Raw genomic sequence first — 14,864 nt, 5'->3', positions numbered from 1 at the left:
TTCCTGACAGGTTGCGGCGATCTTATCGGTTTTCAGCTCAAAACATCAGGGGTAGAGTTAAGCCCAATGTCATCTCACGCATTCACTGGAGCGACCCATGACCCAGACAAATCTGCGCAACGGCCCCGACGCCAACGGCCTGTTTGGCGCGTTCGGCGGCCGTTACGTCGCCGAAACCCTGATGCCGTTGATCCTCGACCTGGCCCGTGAATACGAATTGGCCAAGGATGATCCTGCATTCAAAGAAGAATTGGCCTACTTCCAGCGCGACTATGTTGGTCGTCCAAGCCCACTGTACTTTGCCGAACGTCTGACAGAGTTCTGCGGCGGCGCGAAGATTTACCTCAAGCGCGAAGAGCTGAACCACACCGGCGCGCACAAGATCAACAACTGCATTGGCCAGATCCTCTTGGCGCGGCGCATGGGCAAGAAACGCATCATCGCCGAGACCGGCGCTGGCATGCACGGCGTGGCGACTGCCACCGTGGCTGCACGTTTTGGCCTTGATTGCGTGATCTATATGGGCACCACTGACATCGAACGTCAGCAAGCCAACGTATTTCGCATGAAGCTGCTGGGCGCCGAAGTGATCCCGGTCGTGGCCGGTACCGGCACCCTGAAAGATGCGATGAACGAAGCCCTGCGTGACTGGGTGACCAACGTCGACAGCACCTTTTACCTGATCGGCACTGTGGCCGGTCCGCACCCTTATCCTGCGATGGTTCGCGACTTCCAGGCCGTTATTGGTAAAGAAACCCGTACTCAATTGCAAGCCCAGGAAGGTCGTCTGCCGGACAGCCTGGTGGCGTGTATCGGTGGTGGTTCCAACGCCATGGGCCTGTTTCACCCGTTTCTTGATGACAAGAGCGTCGAGATCATTGGCGTCGAAGCCGCTGGTTATGGCATCGAAACCGGCAAGCACGCGGCCAGCCTGAACGGCGGCGTACCGGGCGTGCTGCACGGTAACCGGACCTTCTTGCTGCAGGACGACGATGGGCAGATCATCGACGCTCACTCCATCTCCGCCGGCCTCGACTACCCAGGCATAGGCCCGGAACACGCCTGGCTGCACGACATCGGCCGCGTCCAGTACACCTCGGTAACCGACGACGAAGCCCTCGACGCGTTCCACAAATGCTGCCGCCTGGAAGGGATTATTCCTGCACTGGAAAGCGCCCATGCCCTGGCCGAAGTGTTCAAACGCGCACCGACCCTGCCAAAAGATCATCTGATGGTGGTCAACCTGTCCGGTCGCGGGGACAAAGACATGCAGACCGTGATGCACCACATGGAACACTCTCAGCAAGAGCAATCCAAGCAGGAGAAACACTGATGAGCCGCCTGCAAACGCGTTTTGCCGAACTCAAGGAACAGAATCGTGCCGCCCTGGTGACCTTTGTGACCGCTGGCGACCCGAGCTATGACACCTCTCTGGCGATCCTCAAAGGCTTGCCTGGCGCCGGTGCCGACGTGATCGAGTTGGGCATGCCCTTCACCGATCCAATGGCCGACGGCCCGGCAATCCAGTTGGCCAACATCCGCGCCCTCGGCGCCAAGCAGAACCTGGCGAAAACCCTGCAAATGGTTCGCGAGTTCCGTGAAGGCAACAGCGAGACGCCGCTGGTGTTGATGGGCTACTTCAACCCGATTCACATGTACGGCGTGCCGCGGTTCATTACGGATGCCAAAGAGGCCGGTGTTGACGGTCTGATCGTGGTCGACTTGCCGCCGGAGCATAACGGTGAGCTATGCGATCCGGCCCAGGCAGCAGGTTTGGATTTCATCCGTCTGACCACCCCGACGACCGACGATGTGCGCCTACCGACCGTTCTGAACGGCAGCTCTGGTTTCGTTTACTACGTATCTGTTGCCGGTGTGACCGGTGCGGGCGCGGCGACTCTGGAGCATGTTGAAGAAGCAGTTGCCCGTCTGCGTCGCCACACCGATTTGCCGATCAGCATCGGTTTCGGCATTCGTACTCCAGAGCAGGCGGCGTCCATTGCTCGTCTCGCCGACGGTGTTGTGGTGGGTTCGGCACTCATCGATCACATCGCCAATGCGTCGACTCCGGATCAGGCTATCGATGGCGTGTTGAGCCTTTGCTCGGCGCTGGCTGATGGCGTGCGTAAGGCCCGCGTCAGCTGAAGGTAAAGCTCCTGATATAGAGGAATTAGAGCCTGGCGGCGCAGACTAAACAGCAAGACTGAGGGCTTCAGGACTACGTTCTGAAGCCCTTTTTGCTGTATGTGCAGTGGGGAAAGTGATCGTCGGGCAATCAGACGTTTCGGCATTTTCATCGGGTAAGACTTTAGGCGTTGAAGGCTTCGCGGATTTGCCGCGAAGCCTGCTGTTTATGGCAACTCCAACCCGCCCGCGGCCTTGTGCAACTTCCTCAGATGCTCGCCAACCTGCTTCAGGTTGGCTTCATTGGCGGCCATCTCGGCCGCACGGCTCGGTTCGAGCAGCGCTCTCACCTCTTTGTCCAGATCGCCTGTCAGCGCCTGAAGCTGCTTCTGCCGCAGGCTGCTTTCCGACTCTAGACGTTGCCACTCACTCGGTTGCGGCAATCCATAACCCCCGGTGCCAAGCAACTCCGCCGGACGGCTGAGGAAGCCGCTGTTGGCAAGAATCTGCTGCAAAGTCGCGTTGGCCTTGTCCATGCCGCCGTTCTTCAGTTCCCGAGCGCCCAGATAGCGCTGCTTAACTTCGTCCTGGGCCAGCACCAATTGTTGGCGGAAGGCGGCCTGCTCCAGTAGCAGTAATGCCGCGCTGGTGCGCAAATCGGCTTGGTCGACCCATTGCCGGCGCTCTTCAGCTTTCAATGAGAGCCAGTCTTCGACCTTTTCCTGCTTGATCGGCAAGTGTTTCTTCAGCACTTCGAACATCGCTTGATATCGATCGCGGAAGGAGTCGAAACGATAGCCCAGACGCAGCGCTTCGCGGGGATCATCCAGCACGCTGGTGTCTGCCAGTCCGCGGCCCTTGAGTACTTCAAGCAAGCCGTTGGGCATGATGTTGTCCAGCCCGACCAGTTTCGCGTTGTTGGTGCCGCTACGCAGTAACTTCAGGCCTTCTACCGCGCAGTTGTTGGACAGGAAGAAGTAGTTGCCGTCGTAACTCCAGTGCATCTCGGCGGCATGTTCCACCACGTCTTCGATTTCGCGTCGCGACAAATTCAGCGGGACCGAGGCGAGGCTGCGCAGTTCGGTCTTGGTGTATTCGTCGATCACCTGGGCCAGCGGCAGAACAAACAGGCGCGACGGGTATTTGCCCACCAGTCCGTCCCAACTCGACAGCTGTACATCACCGACGAAGGCGCGGAAGGACAACACCAGATGCTGATCCAGATCGAGGCGACAATCTGGCCCACGTGGACGGCCGGGTGCACAGATCACCAACCGCAACATGCTGTGGCCCCAGCGGCTGGCCCAGTTCTGGTTGGCTTCAGCCAGCAGATAGTCGACGGCGTACACCCGTTCCGGATCGACCTGGCCCAGTGGCGTTTTGGCGAAATCGTTGCCGGCATTGAGGAAAGAGAAGGTTTTGCCACACGCGTCTTTAGCGGCGGGCGCCCAGCCGAAATGTTCTTTGTAATAACGGTGCAGCGCAGGACGGCGGCAAGCGTAGGCGGGGTCGAGAAGGAAATACTCCATGTTGACCGCGACGAACTCCTTGGGGCTGCTCGTCTCGTAAATGTCCGGGCTACGGGCGATTTGTCGATTGTGCTGCTCGCGCTCGCCGCGGCGGCCAACGTACTGCGGCCAGCCGGCGAGGTCGAGCAGGCGCGGGTCGTCGCTGAGGGTAAAACGCCGTGCTGATTGGCCGCGGCACTCATCCGGTATACCCACCAGTCCCGAGCTGCTGTTGCGCCGGGTGCAGCGCTGAATCAGTGTGCGTTCCGCTTCTGGCCACAGGCGCGAGCGGTCATAGATGTGGGTGAGTTCGTGCAACACGGTGGCAAGCATTTCGCGGCGCACGGTGCCATGGGGGCGATAAGTCTTCTTGGTCGCGGCGCTGCCGTCAGTGAGGCTGGCAAGCAGGTTGCGGTTCAGATCGAGCTCGGACACCAGCGACGCCTGACCGTAAGCGTTGCTCGGCATGTCATCGGTCCAGCCGACTTCGATGCGTCGGTCGAGCTGCTCAATGAACCGCGGCGGCAGCGCCTGCATAGCTTCATCGAGCAAGGCCTGACTGGCCTGCTGTTGAGCGGGGCTGAGGCCGTCGGTCTTGAGCCTTAATTGCAAATCAGCCTGGGCCGTGTTGCCGAGCAGCAAAATGACCCCGGCCAACAGCCAGGCGCCTGGCGACCTCACAGTGCGAGGATGGCTTCAGCGAGAACCTGATCACTGGCGTCGCGCGCTTCCGGAACGCGGGTGCGTAACGTGTTAAAGGCAGCCTCCAGGTGCGCGCCACGAATGTCGCCATCGCTGGCGACGAAGCTGGCTGCATCGTCGTGGGCCTCACGAACGATCTTCGAATCACGGATGGACGTCGTGGTATCTGAAGTGAAATCAAGCGTGCGTTGGGTGGCATTAATGATGATGTTACTGGTGGCGACCAGGGTGTGTGCCTGGGCCACACCGGTCAATAACAGCAGGCCAAGGGCGGCAGCAATCAGGGGGCTACGCATGGAACGACTCCGTAAGAACAAGGATAACTATTGGACGAGAATTGCCTGCGCCAGTTCAAGGTCGCTGGCATGAAGTTTTAACTGGGTCCGGCGCAGATAAATCAGGGCGGACTCCAGTTGTACTCCTCGCAGTTGGCCATCGCTGGCGATGAACGCCGCAGCGTCATCTTGTGCCGCGAGGAGCAGCTTACGGTCGAAGGGGGCGGAGGTCACCATGCTTGTGGCGTAGCCGGTAGCCACAATGCCTTGTGTTGACAGGTCAAAGGCATGGACCGAGCCCATCCAAAAGGCTGCCACGAAAACCGGTGTGATCAATCGATGTGAAAGAAAACGCATGAGACTCGATAGCTGAAGGTGAGTCGCAAGGCTAGCGCAATGCCCGGTCTAGAGCCAGCGCCGAAACATTGGGACACGGCGGGCGTGTCCCACGTCAGTGATGCTGCTTAGATAGTCAGTATGGCTTGCGCCAGTTGTGCATCAGTCGCGTTCAGCTGAGGTGCCTGGTGGCGAATATGGTCGAGTGCGCTTTCCAGTTTCACACCACGAATGGCGCCTTTGCTGGCAACGAAGCTGGCGGCGTCGTCACGGGCGGCACGCACGATTTTGTCATCGCGAAAGGAAGCAGTGACATCGGAAGTCGCATCGGAGGTTGCCTTGAGCGCGCCGACAACGGCATCGGTGGTCACGATAAAGCTGGAGGCGTGGGAATTGGCAGCCACGGCAAGCAGGGCTGCAGCGCTGAGCAGACGAAGTCGGGACATGGTGAAACTCCTTTGGAAAACCGATTGAGAGGTGGCGCAGTGTCTGTTGAGTCAGACGCCAGTCATGCAGCGTTCGCCACGTTCTATCTGGATATTAGGCCTGTGAGTATCGGTTCGAACAGTCCCGCCTGTTCAAGCGGGAAACTAGCGCCAGAATGGTTTATCCAATTCGTTGAGACGATCCGCGTGGCTGATGCACAGGTCTGAGAGCTGCCGGTCATTGAGTTGGCCCAGTAGACGCCGGGTTCGGGCCCTTTCCAGACTGTTGGCGAGGCTACCCATTAATCCACGAAACCAATGGGGGCGAGGGGTTGATTGAGGCGTTGAAACGGAAACATCCAGTAAGTGATTCATGGCGCGGTCCTTTTGCTGGTAATTCGGAATTTCAGGGTGCTCCCTTCCTGCCTACCGCAACAGACACACTACGCTGAAATTGTACTGGTTCAGCTTGTTAAATATGGAAACTGTACCTGTTAAGAGGTGTCTCTACTGTATGACCCTTATTGATGCTCGAAAACGACAAAGCCCGTCGTGGTTTCCCACGACGGGCTTTGTTTTTTCAATTTGGATGCTGGCGGTGGACCCGGTGGGTCAGAGCCAGCGACGCTAACTTAGCGCCAGAACGGCTTGCTCAGCTCTTCGTAGCGTTGTGCTTCGCTAATCCCGGCGTCAGCCAGCAGACGCGAATCCAGACGAGCCAGTTGATGGCGGCTGGAGATGCGGCGCTGCCACAACATCAGGTTGGCAAGAACGCGAAGAGGCGTGGAAGCCTGGGTTTTTACAGCGTTGTCTTCGAAAAACAGCTCGGAACTGAGTGTACGTTCCATGGTTGACATCCTTCCGCTTGTGGCGGGATTAGGTAGTGGTTTAACTGATGCCAATGATCCTCTCGTTTGGCCAGTCTCTCTAGATACAGTTCACCTGTATTGTGAGGTACCAGTTAACTGTTAATAGATGGTGTACTGGTCTAAATTGAGGCAACTGTACTTGTCGGCACTAGTATGGTGCGTTTTTGATGATTTTGCTGAGAGAGGTAGGTGATTACGGTAGGAAATGACCGGTACAGCAGTACAGTTTTAAGTGAATTTCTACTTGGCAATAGCAGGCTGACGAAACTGTGTTTGCGTCAGCTGCCATCTGTATCAATTACACCTAAGCATTCGCCCGGTTTCTTCAAGATTAATGTGCCAGCTCAGGGCATCACGCAGAATATGCGGCGTGTGTCCGCCGAGTGCACACGCAGCTGTGAAGTAGTCATCAAGGGCTTGGCGATAGTCCGGGTGCACGCAGTTATCGATGATGACTCGAGCGCGCTCTCGCGGCGCCAGGCCACGCAAGTCCGCCAGACCGATCTCCGTGACAAGGATGTCAACGTCATGCTCGGTGTGGTCGACGTGGCTGACCATCGGTACCACGCTGGAAATTGCGCCGCCCTTGGCGATCGACTTGGTCACGAAGATCGCCAAATGCGCGTTGCGCGCAAAGTCGCCCGAGCCGCCGATGCCGTTCATCATCCGCGTGCCGCAGATGTGGGTGGAGTTGACGTTACCGTACAGGTCGAATTCAAGCGCCGTGTTGATGCCGATGATTCCGAGCCGACGCACCACTTCCGGGTGGTTGGAAATTTCTTGCGGGCGCAGAACCAGCTTGTCCTTGTAGCGCTCAAGGTTGCCGAAAACATCGGTATTGCGACGGCTCGACAAGGTGATCGAGCTGCCCGAAGCAAAACTCAGCTTGCCGGCGTCAATCAGATCGAACGTCGAATCCTGCAACACTTCCGAATACATCGTCAGGTCTTCGAAGGGCGAGTCGATCAGGCCACACATCACCGAGTTGGCGATGTTGCCAATCCCGGCTTGCAGCGGGCCGAGCTTGGTGGTCATGCGCCCGGCGGCCACTTCCTGCTTGAAGAAGTCGATCAGGTGGTCGGCAATGGCCTGAGTGTCGACGTCTGGCGGCAACACGGTGGACGGCGAGTCGGATTGATTGGTGATCACGATCGCGACGATCTTTTCCGGCGGGATCGGGATGGCCGTGCTACCAATGCGATCATCAACCTTGACCAGCGGAATGGGTGTGCGGGTCGGCCGATAGGTCGGGATATAGATATCGTGCAGGCCTTCGAGATTTGGGTTGTGCGCCAGGTTGATCTCGACGATCACCTGTTTGGCGAAAATCGCGAAGCTGGCCGAGTTACCCACCGAAGTGGTCGGCACGATATGGCCCTGCTCGGTAATGGCCACGGCCTCAATCACCGCGATGTCCGGCAGTTTGAGCTGCTGGTTGCGCAATTGCTCGACGGTTTCCGAAAGGTGCTGATCAATGAACATCACTTCGCCGGCGTTAATGGCCTTGCGCAGGGTGCTGTCGACCTGGAATGGCATGCGTCGCGACAATACGCCGGCTTCGGTGAGCTGTTTATCGAGGTCGTTGCCCAGGCTGGCGCCGGTCATCAGCGTGATTTTCAGAGGGGTGATTTTGGCGCGTTCGGCCAGTGCGTGGGGCACGGCTTTGGCTTCGCCGGCGCGAGTGAAACCACTCATGCCGACGGTCATGCCGTCCTGAATCAGAGCGGCTGCGTCAGCGGCGCTCATCACCTTATCCAACAACGAAGGCAAGCGAATACGATCACGGTACATGGATTGTTATCTCGGGCAACGGAAGCAAGGTATGTAGTCTAGTGATTTCAAAAAAATTCCTCCCGCTACCATGGTCGAATGCAGACCCTTGATTTAGAGCCTTTGGTCGGGGAATAAAAAAACCCCAGCCTACTAAAGGCTGAGGTTTTGGGTATTGCTGCTTCCGCAGGTTTTAACCGACGGCTTTAACCATGTCTTCGATGACTTTCTTGGCGTCGCCGAAGACCATCATGGTTTTGTCCAGGTAGAACAGTTCGTTGTCCAGACCGGCATAGCCGCTGGCCATCGAGCGCTTGTTGACGATGATGGTCTTGGCCTTGAACGCTTCGAGAATCGGCATGCCGGCAATTGGCGATTTCGGATCGTTCTTCGCGGCCGGGTTGACCACGTCGTTGGCGCCGAGCACCAGCACCACGTCGGTCTGACCGAACTCGGAGTTAATGTCATCCATCTCGAACACTTGCTCGTAAGGCACTTCGGCCTCGGCCAGCAGGACGTTCATGTGCCCTGGCATCCGACCAGCCACCGGGTGGATCGCAAACTTCACGGTGACTCCCCGGTGAGTCAGCTTCTCCGCCAGTTCCATCAGTGAGTGTTGGGCGCGTGCCACCGCCAGGCCATAACCCGGAACGATGATCACGGTGTCGGCGTTGGTCAGCAGGAAGGTCGCATCGTCAGCCGAACCGGATTTCACCGGACGGGCCTCTTTCGAACCTGCCGGGCCAGCTGCATCTGCCGTGTTGCCGAAACCGCCGAGCAATACGTTGAAGAACGAACGGTTCATCGCCTTGCACATGATGTACGAGAGGATCGCACCGGATGAACCTACCAGGGAGCCGGCAATGATCAGCATCGAGTTGTTCAGCGAGAAGCCGATCCCCGCCGCTGCCCAACCGGAGTAGCTGTTGAGCATCGAAACGACTACCGGCATATCTGCGCCGCCGATCGGGATGATGATCAGCACGCCGAGCACAAAAGCCAAGGCCAGCATCAGGGCGAAAGCGCTGAGGTTGCCGGTCAGCATAAAGGTCACGCCCAGCGCGAGAGTCGCCAGACCCAGCAGCAGGTTCAGCTTGTGCTGGCCGCCGAACTGTACCGGTGCGCCTTGGAACAGACGGAACTTGTACTTGCCCGACAGCTTGCCAAACGCGATCACCGAACCGGAGAACGTGATTGCACCGATGGCGGCACCGAGGAACAGCTCCAGGCGGTTCCCGGCAGGAATCGGATCACCCAGTTGCTTGACGATGCCCAGCGATTGCGGCTCAACGACTGCAGCAATGGCAATAAACACCGCGGCCATACCGATCATGCTATGCATGAAAGCGACCAATTCCGGCATCTTGGTCATTTCAACGCGCTTGGCCATGATCGAGCCGGCGGTGCCGCCGACCAAAAGACCGACGATCACGTAGCCGATGCCAGCGGTGGTGAGCTCAGCGCCCAGCTTATAGATGAGGCCCACGGTAGTGAGGATCGCCAACGCCATGCCGAGCATGCCGTACACATTGCCGCGCCGCGACGTGGTCGGGTGCGACAGGCCTTTCAGGGCCTGGATGAAGCAGATCGACGCAATCAAGTAGAGCGTCGTGACGAGATTCATGCTCATTACTTGGACGCCTCTTCTTTTACCGCTTTCGGGGCTTTTTTCTTGAACATCTCAAGCATCCTACGGGTCACCAGGAAGCCACCAAACACGTTCACCGCCGCCAGAGCCACCGCCAGGGTGCCCATAGTCTTGCCCAGTGGCGTCACCGTCAAAGCCGCCGCCAGCATGGCGCCGACGATTACAATCGCCGAGATCGCGTTGGTTACCGCCATCAAAGGCGTGTGCAGTGCAGGTGTAACGTTCCAGACCACGTGATAACCGACATAAATCGCCAGCACGAAGATGATCAGGTTGTAGATACCGGGGGAGATAAGCTCTTCCATCGTCTGAATCCCTGCTTAGGCGTTTTTGCGGATGACTTGGCCGTCGCGGCACATCAGGCACGCGGCGACGATGTCGTCTTCGAGGTTGATCTCGAACTGGCCTTCTTTGTTGAAAACCAGTTTCAGGAAGTCCAGCAGGTTGCGCGCATACAGTGCCGAAGCGTCTGCCGCGACGGCGCCGGCCAGGTTAGTCGGGCCGCAAATGGTCACGCCATTCTCGACGACGACCTGGTCAGCCACGGTCAGCGGGCAGTTACCACCCTGAGCAGCCGCGAGGTCGATGACCACCGAGCCTGGCTTCATCTGCGCCACGGTCTCCGCGCTCAACAACGTTGGCGCCTTACGGCCCGGGATCAATGCGGTGGTGATGACAATGTCAGCCTGTTTGGCGCGTTCGTGCACGGCCAGGGCCTGACGTTGCATCCAGCTGGCGGGCATTGGTCGTGCGTAACCGCCGACACCAACGGCGCATTCACGCTCTTCATCGGTTTCGTAAGGTACGTCGACGAACTTGGCGCCGAGGGATTCGATCTGCTCTTTTACCGCAGGACGCACGTCAGACGCTTCGATCACTGCACCCAGACGTTTCGCCGTAGCAATCGCCTGCAAACCGGCCACACCTGCGCCGAGAATCAGCACGCGCGCCGCTTTCACGGTGCCCGCAGCGGTCATCAACATCGGCATGAAGCGAGGATAGTAGTGAGCAGCCAGCAACACGGCTTTATAACCGGCGATATTGGCTTGGGAGGACAGCACATCCAGGCTCTGAGCTCGGGAGGTGCGCGGCGCGGCCTCCAGTGCGAAAGCGGTAATGCCGCACTCAGCCAGCTTGGCAATGGTTTCATTGCTGAACGGGTTGAGCATGCCCACCACAACGGTGCCGCTTTTTATCAGCGTTAGTTCGCTGTCGCTGGGGGCGACCACCTTGAGAATCAGCTCGGCACCGAACGCATCGTTGGCGCTGCCAATCATTGCGCCCGCCGCTTCATAAGCACCGTCGACAACACTGGCGTTAATGCCGGCGCCGCTTTGCACAGTGACCTTATGACCCTGGCCGATCAGCTTCTTGATGGTTTCCGGGGTTGCAGCAACCCGTGTTTCACCTGTTTGGGTTTCGAGAGGAACACCAATGTGCACGTCAAATCTCCTGCGTGATCTTATTGAGTAAACCCAGGCACTTCGGATGGTGCGGCTGGGGCGGCCGATCAGCACGATCCCGCCAAATCGGGGCGGGGCGCGGCATTTTGCAGGCGAACTTAGTGCCCTTCAAGGGATTATGACGGGTGACGGAAAATTAACTACAAGTCACCCCGTGACCGAATGTCGCAACTAACCGGTTGAATCCCTTGCAGGCCGTGCCTTGTATGGATTCTTGTAAAAATTGAAGCGTTTACGCATCGGTCAGGTGAATGAGGCGTTATTGCTTCCCAATAGAGGCTCAAGGCCACGTACTCAGGCGCTTTTAGGACGTTTGTACTGCTTGTCGGTACAGTTTTCGAATATGCGACAAATACTTATATCTGTAGTGCTTTTGTTTTGCTGACTACGAGGTCAGCTAATCAGGCTAATCCTTTATCCTTCTAGGCTGTAGCTCTGTGCCTGGTTAACCAGCCAATCGCGAAATGCCCGTAAAGAGGCCGATTCTACCTTTCGCTCAGGAATCATCAGGTAATACGCCTTGATGCTTGATAGCGCCTGGGCGTTGGCAATGACAAGGCGCTTCTCGGCCAGTTCGCGTTGAATCAGGAACGGTGGAATCAGCGCTATTCCCATATCGTGCATGGCCGCTTGGGCAAGCATGGAGAATAGCTCGTAGCGCGGCCCTGTCATGTCTCGCGGGATATTAAGGTTCTGGGAGTCGAACCACTGGCGCCAGGCATAAGGGCGGGTGGTCTGCTGCAGCAGTGGCAATTCGGCGATTTCACCGGGAGACAGGTTTGTCCTTTTCCCCAAGAGATTGGGGCTACACACCGGCATCGGATTTTCGCCCATCAGCCTGTGGGATTCGGTACCCGACCAGTCAGCGTCGCCAAAATAGATTGCGGCATCGAAGTCGGTGTCGGCAAACAGGAAGGGGCGTGTTCGGTTGGTGAGGTTGACCGTTACTTCCGGGTGCTTTTGCTGAAAGTCCTTGAGTCGTGGCAGCAGCCATTGAGTGCCGAAGGTCGGAACCACCGCCAGTTCAATCACGTTGGCGCCTTGCTGACCCATCACTGACAACGTGTCCCGCTCGACCGCATCCAGTTGAGTGGCTACCCGTCGGCTGTAGGAAAGGCCGGCCTCCGTCAGCTTGACCCCGCGTCGCGAGCGTCGGAACAGTTCTACGCTGAGGAACTCCTCAAGACTGGCGATCTGTCGGCAAATTGCGCCCTGAGTAATCGAAAGCTCCTGGGCTGCCTTGGTAAAGCTTTCGTGGCGAGCTGCCGCTTCAAAGCTGATCAGGGCCGTTGTGCTGGGGATTTTCCTGCGCATGTACGCCAACCTCACTAATGCATCGCATAAAAGCTATTTTGCGATGTTACGGAGTGAGAAATTAGCACAACAGTATGCAAATTCCTCGTTTGCCGTGATGCCGAACACGGCCTAGGATCAGTCCACGTTATTTGACCCGATTCGAGAGGACACACTCATGGGCGGTAAAGCTAGCTTCAACTGGATCGATCCCCTGCTGCTGGATCAACAGCTCACCGAAGAAGAACGCATGATCCGCGACACCGCTGAGCAATTCGCCCAGCAGAAGCTCGCACCGCGTGTTCTCGAAGCTTTCCGCCATGAAAAGACCGACCCGGCGATCTTCCGCGAGATGGGTGAGGTTGGCCTGTTGGGCGCGACCATCCCCGAGCAGTATGGTGGCAGTGGCCTGAACTACGTCAGCTACGGCCTGATCGCCCGTGAAGTCGAGCGTGTCGACTCCGGCTATCGCTCGATGATGAGTGTGCAGTCTTCGCTGGTCATGGTGCCGATCAATGAATTTGGTACCGAAGCCCAGAAACAGAAGTATCTGCCGAAACTGGCATCCGGCGAATGGATTGGCTGCTTCGGTCTGACCGAACCTAACCACGGTTCCGACCCGGGCGCGATGATTACTCGTGCACGCAAAGTGGAAGGCGGCTACAGCCTGACCGGCAACAAGATGTGGATCACTAACAGCCCGATTGCCGATGTGTTCGTGGTCTGGGGTAAGGACGACGCTGGCGACATCCGTGGCTTCGTTCTGGAGAAGGGCTGGAAAGGCCTGAGTGCTCCTGTGATTCACGGCAAGGTTGGTCTGCGTGCATCCATCACCGGCGAGATCGTCATGGACAACGTATTTGTCCCTGAAGAGAACATCTTCCCGGATGTCCGTGGTTTGAAAGGTCCTTTTACGTGCCTCAACTCGGCACGTTATGGCATTTCCTGGGGCGCGCTGGGTGCTGCCGAGTTCTGCTGGCACACCGCTCGCCAGTACACCCTGGATCGTCAGCAGTTCGGACGCCCACTGGCCGCCACTCAGCTGATCCAGAAGAAGCTGGCCGACATGCAAACCGAGATCACCATGGCGTTGCAAGGCTGCCTGCGTCTGGGTCGTATGAAAGATGAAGGTACGGCGGCGGTCGAGATCACTTCAATGATGAAGCGCAACTCCTGCGGCAAGTCCCTGGACATTGCTCGCATGGCGCGCGACATGCTGGGTGGTAACGGTATTTCCGATGAGTTCGGTGTTGCTCGCCATTTGGTCAACCTGGAAGTAGTGAATACCTATGAGGGTACGCATGACGTCCACGCACTGATCCTCGGGCGTGCGCAGACTGGCATCCAGGCGTTCTATTAATAGGAGAACGGCCATGGGCGCGCTTTCGCATCTACGGGTACTGGATTTATCGCGGGTGCTGGCCGGGCCCTGGGCCGGACAGATTCTTGCTGACCTCGGCGCCGAGGTGATCAAGGTCGAGCGGCCGGGCAATGGCGATGACACGCGCGCCTGGGGGCCTCCCTTCCTTAAAGACGCCTATGGCGAGAACACCAGCGAAGCCGCCTATTACTTGTCGGCCAATCGTAACAAGCAATCGGTCACCATCGACTTCACGCGCTCAGAAGGACAAAGGCTGGTGCGTGAGTTGGCGGCCAAGTCAGACATCCTCATCGAGAACTTTAAGGTGGGTGGTCTGGCGGCTTATGGGCTGGACTACGAGTCGCTAAAGGCGATCAATCCGAATCTGATCTATTGCTCGATTACCGGGTTTGGACAGACGGGCCCGTACGCCAAGCGCGCGGGTTATGACTTCATGATCCAGGGGCTTGGCGGTCTGATGAGCCTGACTGGGCGTCCCGAAGGCGACGAAGGTGCTGGCCCGGTAAAAGTCGGCGTGGCGCTGACGGACATCTTGACCGGTCTCTACTCGACGGTGGCTATTCTGGCGGCACTGGCTCATCGGGATCATGACGGCGGCGGTCAGCATATTGATATGGCGCTGCTGGATGTTCAGGTGGCCTGTCTGGCTAACCAGGCAATGAATTACCTGACTACAGGTAATGCTCCGAAGCGCCTGGGTAATGCTCATCCGAATATCGTGCCTTATCAGGATTTTCCTACGGCGGATGGAGGCTTCATACTTACCGTGGGTAATGACGGGCAGTTTCGCAAGTTTGCTGAAGTGGCAGGTCAGCCGCAGTGGGCGGATGATCCACGCTTTGCGACCAACAAGTTGCGGGTGGCGAATCGTGCGGTGTTGATTCCGCTCATACGCCAGGCGACGGTGTTCAAGACTACTGCTGAGTGGGTGCTGCAGCTTGAGCAAGTAGGCGTGCCATGCGGCCCGATCAATGATCTGGCTCAGGTGTTTGCCGATCCTCAGGTTAAGGCACGTGGGTTGGCGATTGAGTTGCCTCATGTGCTGGCAGGCATGGTGCCGCAGGTGGCGA

General features: G+C 57.8%; 15 protein-coding genes (1 of these 15 running past the window's edge). 4 read left to right on the top strand and 11 right to left on the bottom strand.

Going from position 1 to position 14,864, the window contains the following annotated elements; all coding sequences use genetic code 11:
- Window positions 1–97: 97 nt before the first annotated feature.
- Both trpB and trpA read left to right on the top strand, forming a co-directional pair.
- Complete coding sequence (trpB, locus tag ACYZT0_RS24975; protein ID WP_309674347.1) at window positions 98–1,333, top strand: tryptophan synthase subunit beta; 1,236 nt, start codon at window positions 98–100, stop codon at window positions 1,331–1,333.
- Complete coding sequence (gene trpA / locus ACYZT0_RS24970; protein ID WP_462043444.1) at window positions 1,333–2,145, top strand: tryptophan synthase subunit alpha; 813 nt, start codon at window positions 1,333–1,335, stop codon at window positions 2,143–2,145. The genes trpB and trpA overlap by 1 nt, the downstream gene beginning before the upstream one ends.
- A 206-nt stretch (window positions 2,146–2,351) precedes the next feature.
- Here the strand turns inward: trpA and ACYZT0_RS24965 are convergent, their stop codons facing one another.
- The 11 genes from ACYZT0_RS24965 to ACYZT0_RS24915 form a co-directional block, all read right to left on the bottom strand.
- The gene (locus ACYZT0_RS24965; RefSeq protein ID WP_462043443.1) at window positions 2,352–4,313 is read right to left on the bottom strand and encodes a DUF7844 domain-containing protein; all 1,962 of its coding nucleotides are present in this window, start codon (window positions 4,311–4,313) and stop codon (window positions 2,352–2,354) included.
- Entirely contained in the window at window positions 4,310–4,630 is a 321-nt protein-coding gene (locus tag ACYZT0_RS24960) for a DUF2388 domain-containing protein (protein ID WP_462043442.1), read from the bottom strand. The genes ACYZT0_RS24965 and ACYZT0_RS24960 overlap by 4 nt, the downstream gene beginning before the upstream one ends.
- A 27-nt stretch (window positions 4,631–4,657) precedes the next feature.
- Complete coding sequence (locus ACYZT0_RS24955; RefSeq protein ID WP_462043441.1) at window positions 4,658–4,966, bottom strand: DUF2388 domain-containing protein; 309 nt, start codon at window positions 4,964–4,966, stop codon at window positions 4,658–4,660.
- A gap of 107 nt (window positions 4,967–5,073) precedes the next feature.
- Entirely contained in the window at window positions 5,074–5,391 is a 318-nt protein-coding gene (locus ACYZT0_RS24950; protein WP_462043440.1) for a DUF2388 domain-containing protein, read from the bottom strand.
- 144 nt (window positions 5,392–5,535) lie between these two features.
- A complete protein-coding gene (locus ACYZT0_RS24945) occupies window positions 5,536–5,745 on the bottom strand; it encodes a DUF1127 domain-containing protein (RefSeq protein ID WP_462043439.1) in 210 nt (69 codons plus the stop codon).
- A gap of 257 nt (window positions 5,746–6,002) precedes the next feature.
- Window positions 6,003–6,218, bottom strand: coding sequence for a DUF1127 domain-containing protein (locus tag ACYZT0_RS24940; protein WP_008154465.1), 216 nt, complete (start codon window positions 6,216–6,218; stop codon window positions 6,003–6,005).
- Window positions 6,219–6,533: 315 nt separating this feature from the next.
- Entirely contained in the window at window positions 6,534–8,030 is a 1,497-nt protein-coding gene (locus tag ACYZT0_RS24935) for an acetyl-CoA hydrolase/transferase family protein (RefSeq protein ID WP_462043438.1), read from the bottom strand.
- Window positions 8,031–8,202: 172 nt separating this feature from the next.
- Window positions 8,203–9,639, bottom strand: coding sequence for an NAD(P)(+) transhydrogenase (Re/Si-specific) subunit beta (locus tag ACYZT0_RS24930; protein ID WP_462043437.1), 1,437 nt, complete (start codon window positions 9,637–9,639; stop codon window positions 8,203–8,205).
- Window positions 9,639–9,962: an NAD(P) transhydrogenase subunit alpha part 2 gene (locus ACYZT0_RS24925; protein ID WP_017335806.1), complete on the bottom strand. Its 324-nt coding sequence runs from the start codon at window positions 9,960–9,962 to the stop codon at window positions 9,639–9,641. The genes ACYZT0_RS24930 and ACYZT0_RS24925 overlap by 1 nt, the downstream gene beginning before the upstream one ends.
- 15 nt (window positions 9,963–9,977) lie before the next feature.
- The gene (locus tag ACYZT0_RS24920) at window positions 9,978–11,099 is read right to left on the bottom strand and encodes a Re/Si-specific NAD(P)(+) transhydrogenase subunit alpha (protein ID WP_462043436.1); all 1,122 of its coding nucleotides are present in this window, start codon (window positions 11,097–11,099) and stop codon (window positions 9,978–9,980) included.
- 435 nt (window positions 11,100–11,534) lie between these two features.
- Complete coding sequence (locus ACYZT0_RS24915; RefSeq protein ID WP_462043435.1) at window positions 11,535–12,434, bottom strand: LysR family transcriptional regulator; 900 nt, start codon at window positions 12,432–12,434, stop codon at window positions 11,535–11,537.
- A gap of 157 nt (window positions 12,435–12,591) precedes the next feature.
- On the opposite strand from ACYZT0_RS24915, the gene ACYZT0_RS24910 reads away from it, so the two are divergent.
- Together ACYZT0_RS24910 and ACYZT0_RS24905 are read left to right on the top strand one after the other, a co-directional pair.
- Complete coding sequence (locus tag ACYZT0_RS24910; RefSeq protein WP_461975913.1) at window positions 12,592–13,773, top strand: acyl-CoA dehydrogenase; 1,182 nt, start codon at window positions 12,592–12,594, stop codon at window positions 13,771–13,773.
- A 13-nt stretch (window positions 13,774–13,786) separates the two neighbouring features.
- A protein-coding gene (locus ACYZT0_RS24905; RefSeq protein WP_462043434.1) for a CaiB/BaiF CoA transferase family protein crosses the window boundary here: on the top strand, window positions 13,787–14,864 show its 5' portion. 143 nt of this gene lie beyond the right edge of the window; the window shows 1,078 of its 1,221 coding nt (coding positions 1–1,078); the start codon lies at window positions 13,787–13,789; its stop codon lies beyond the right edge, outside the window.

The organism is Pseudomonas sp. ZS1P83, assembly GCF_054897825.1.
The sequence above is the reverse complement of the archived record's forward strand: the minus strand, read 5'-3'. Positions and strand labels throughout refer to the sequence as shown.

Excerpts from the sequence above, each read along its gene's own strand:
- trpB (WP_309674347.1), top strand. The coding sequence starts at position 98 with ATGACCCAGACAAATCTGCGCAACGGCCCCGACGCCAACGGCCTGTTT.
- trpA (WP_462043444.1), top strand. The coding sequence starts at position 1,333 with ATGAGCCGCCTGCAAACGCGTTTTGCCGAACTCAAGGAACAGAATCGT.
- ACYZT0_RS24960 (WP_462043442.1), bottom strand. The coding sequence starts at position 4,630 with ATGCGTAGCCCCCTGATTGCTGCCGCCCTTGGCCTGCTGTTATTGACC.
- ACYZT0_RS24955 (WP_462043441.1), bottom strand. The coding sequence starts at position 4,966 with ATGCGTTTTCTTTCACATCGATTGATCACACCGGTTTTCGTGGCAGCC.
- ACYZT0_RS24950 (WP_462043440.1), bottom strand. The coding sequence starts at position 5,391 with ATGTCCCGACTTCGTCTGCTCAGCGCTGCAGCCCTGCTTGCCGTGGCT.
- ACYZT0_RS24945 (WP_462043439.1), bottom strand. The coding sequence starts at position 5,745 with ATGAATCACTTACTGGATGTTTCCGTTTCAACGCCTCAATCAACCCCT.
- ACYZT0_RS24940 (WP_008154465.1), bottom strand. The coding sequence starts at position 6,218 with ATGGAACGTACACTCAGTTCCGAGCTGTTTTTCGAAGACAACGCTGTA.
- ACYZT0_RS24935 (WP_462043438.1), bottom strand. The coding sequence starts at position 8,030 with ATGTACCGTGATCGTATTCGCTTGCCTTCGTTGTTGGATAAGGTGATG.
- ACYZT0_RS24930 (WP_462043437.1), bottom strand. The coding sequence starts at position 9,639 with ATGAGCATGAATCTCGTCACGACGCTCTACTTGATTGCGTCGATCTGC.
- ACYZT0_RS24925 (WP_017335806.1), bottom strand. The coding sequence starts at position 9,962 with ATGGAAGAGCTTATCTCCCCCGGTATCTACAACCTGATCATCTTCGTG.
- ACYZT0_RS24915 (WP_462043435.1), bottom strand. The coding sequence starts at position 12,434 with ATGCGCAGGAAAATCCCCAGCACAACGGCCCTGATCAGCTTTGAAGCG.
- ACYZT0_RS24910 (WP_461975913.1), top strand. The coding sequence starts at position 12,592 with ATGGGCGGTAAAGCTAGCTTCAACTGGATCGATCCCCTGCTGCTGGAT.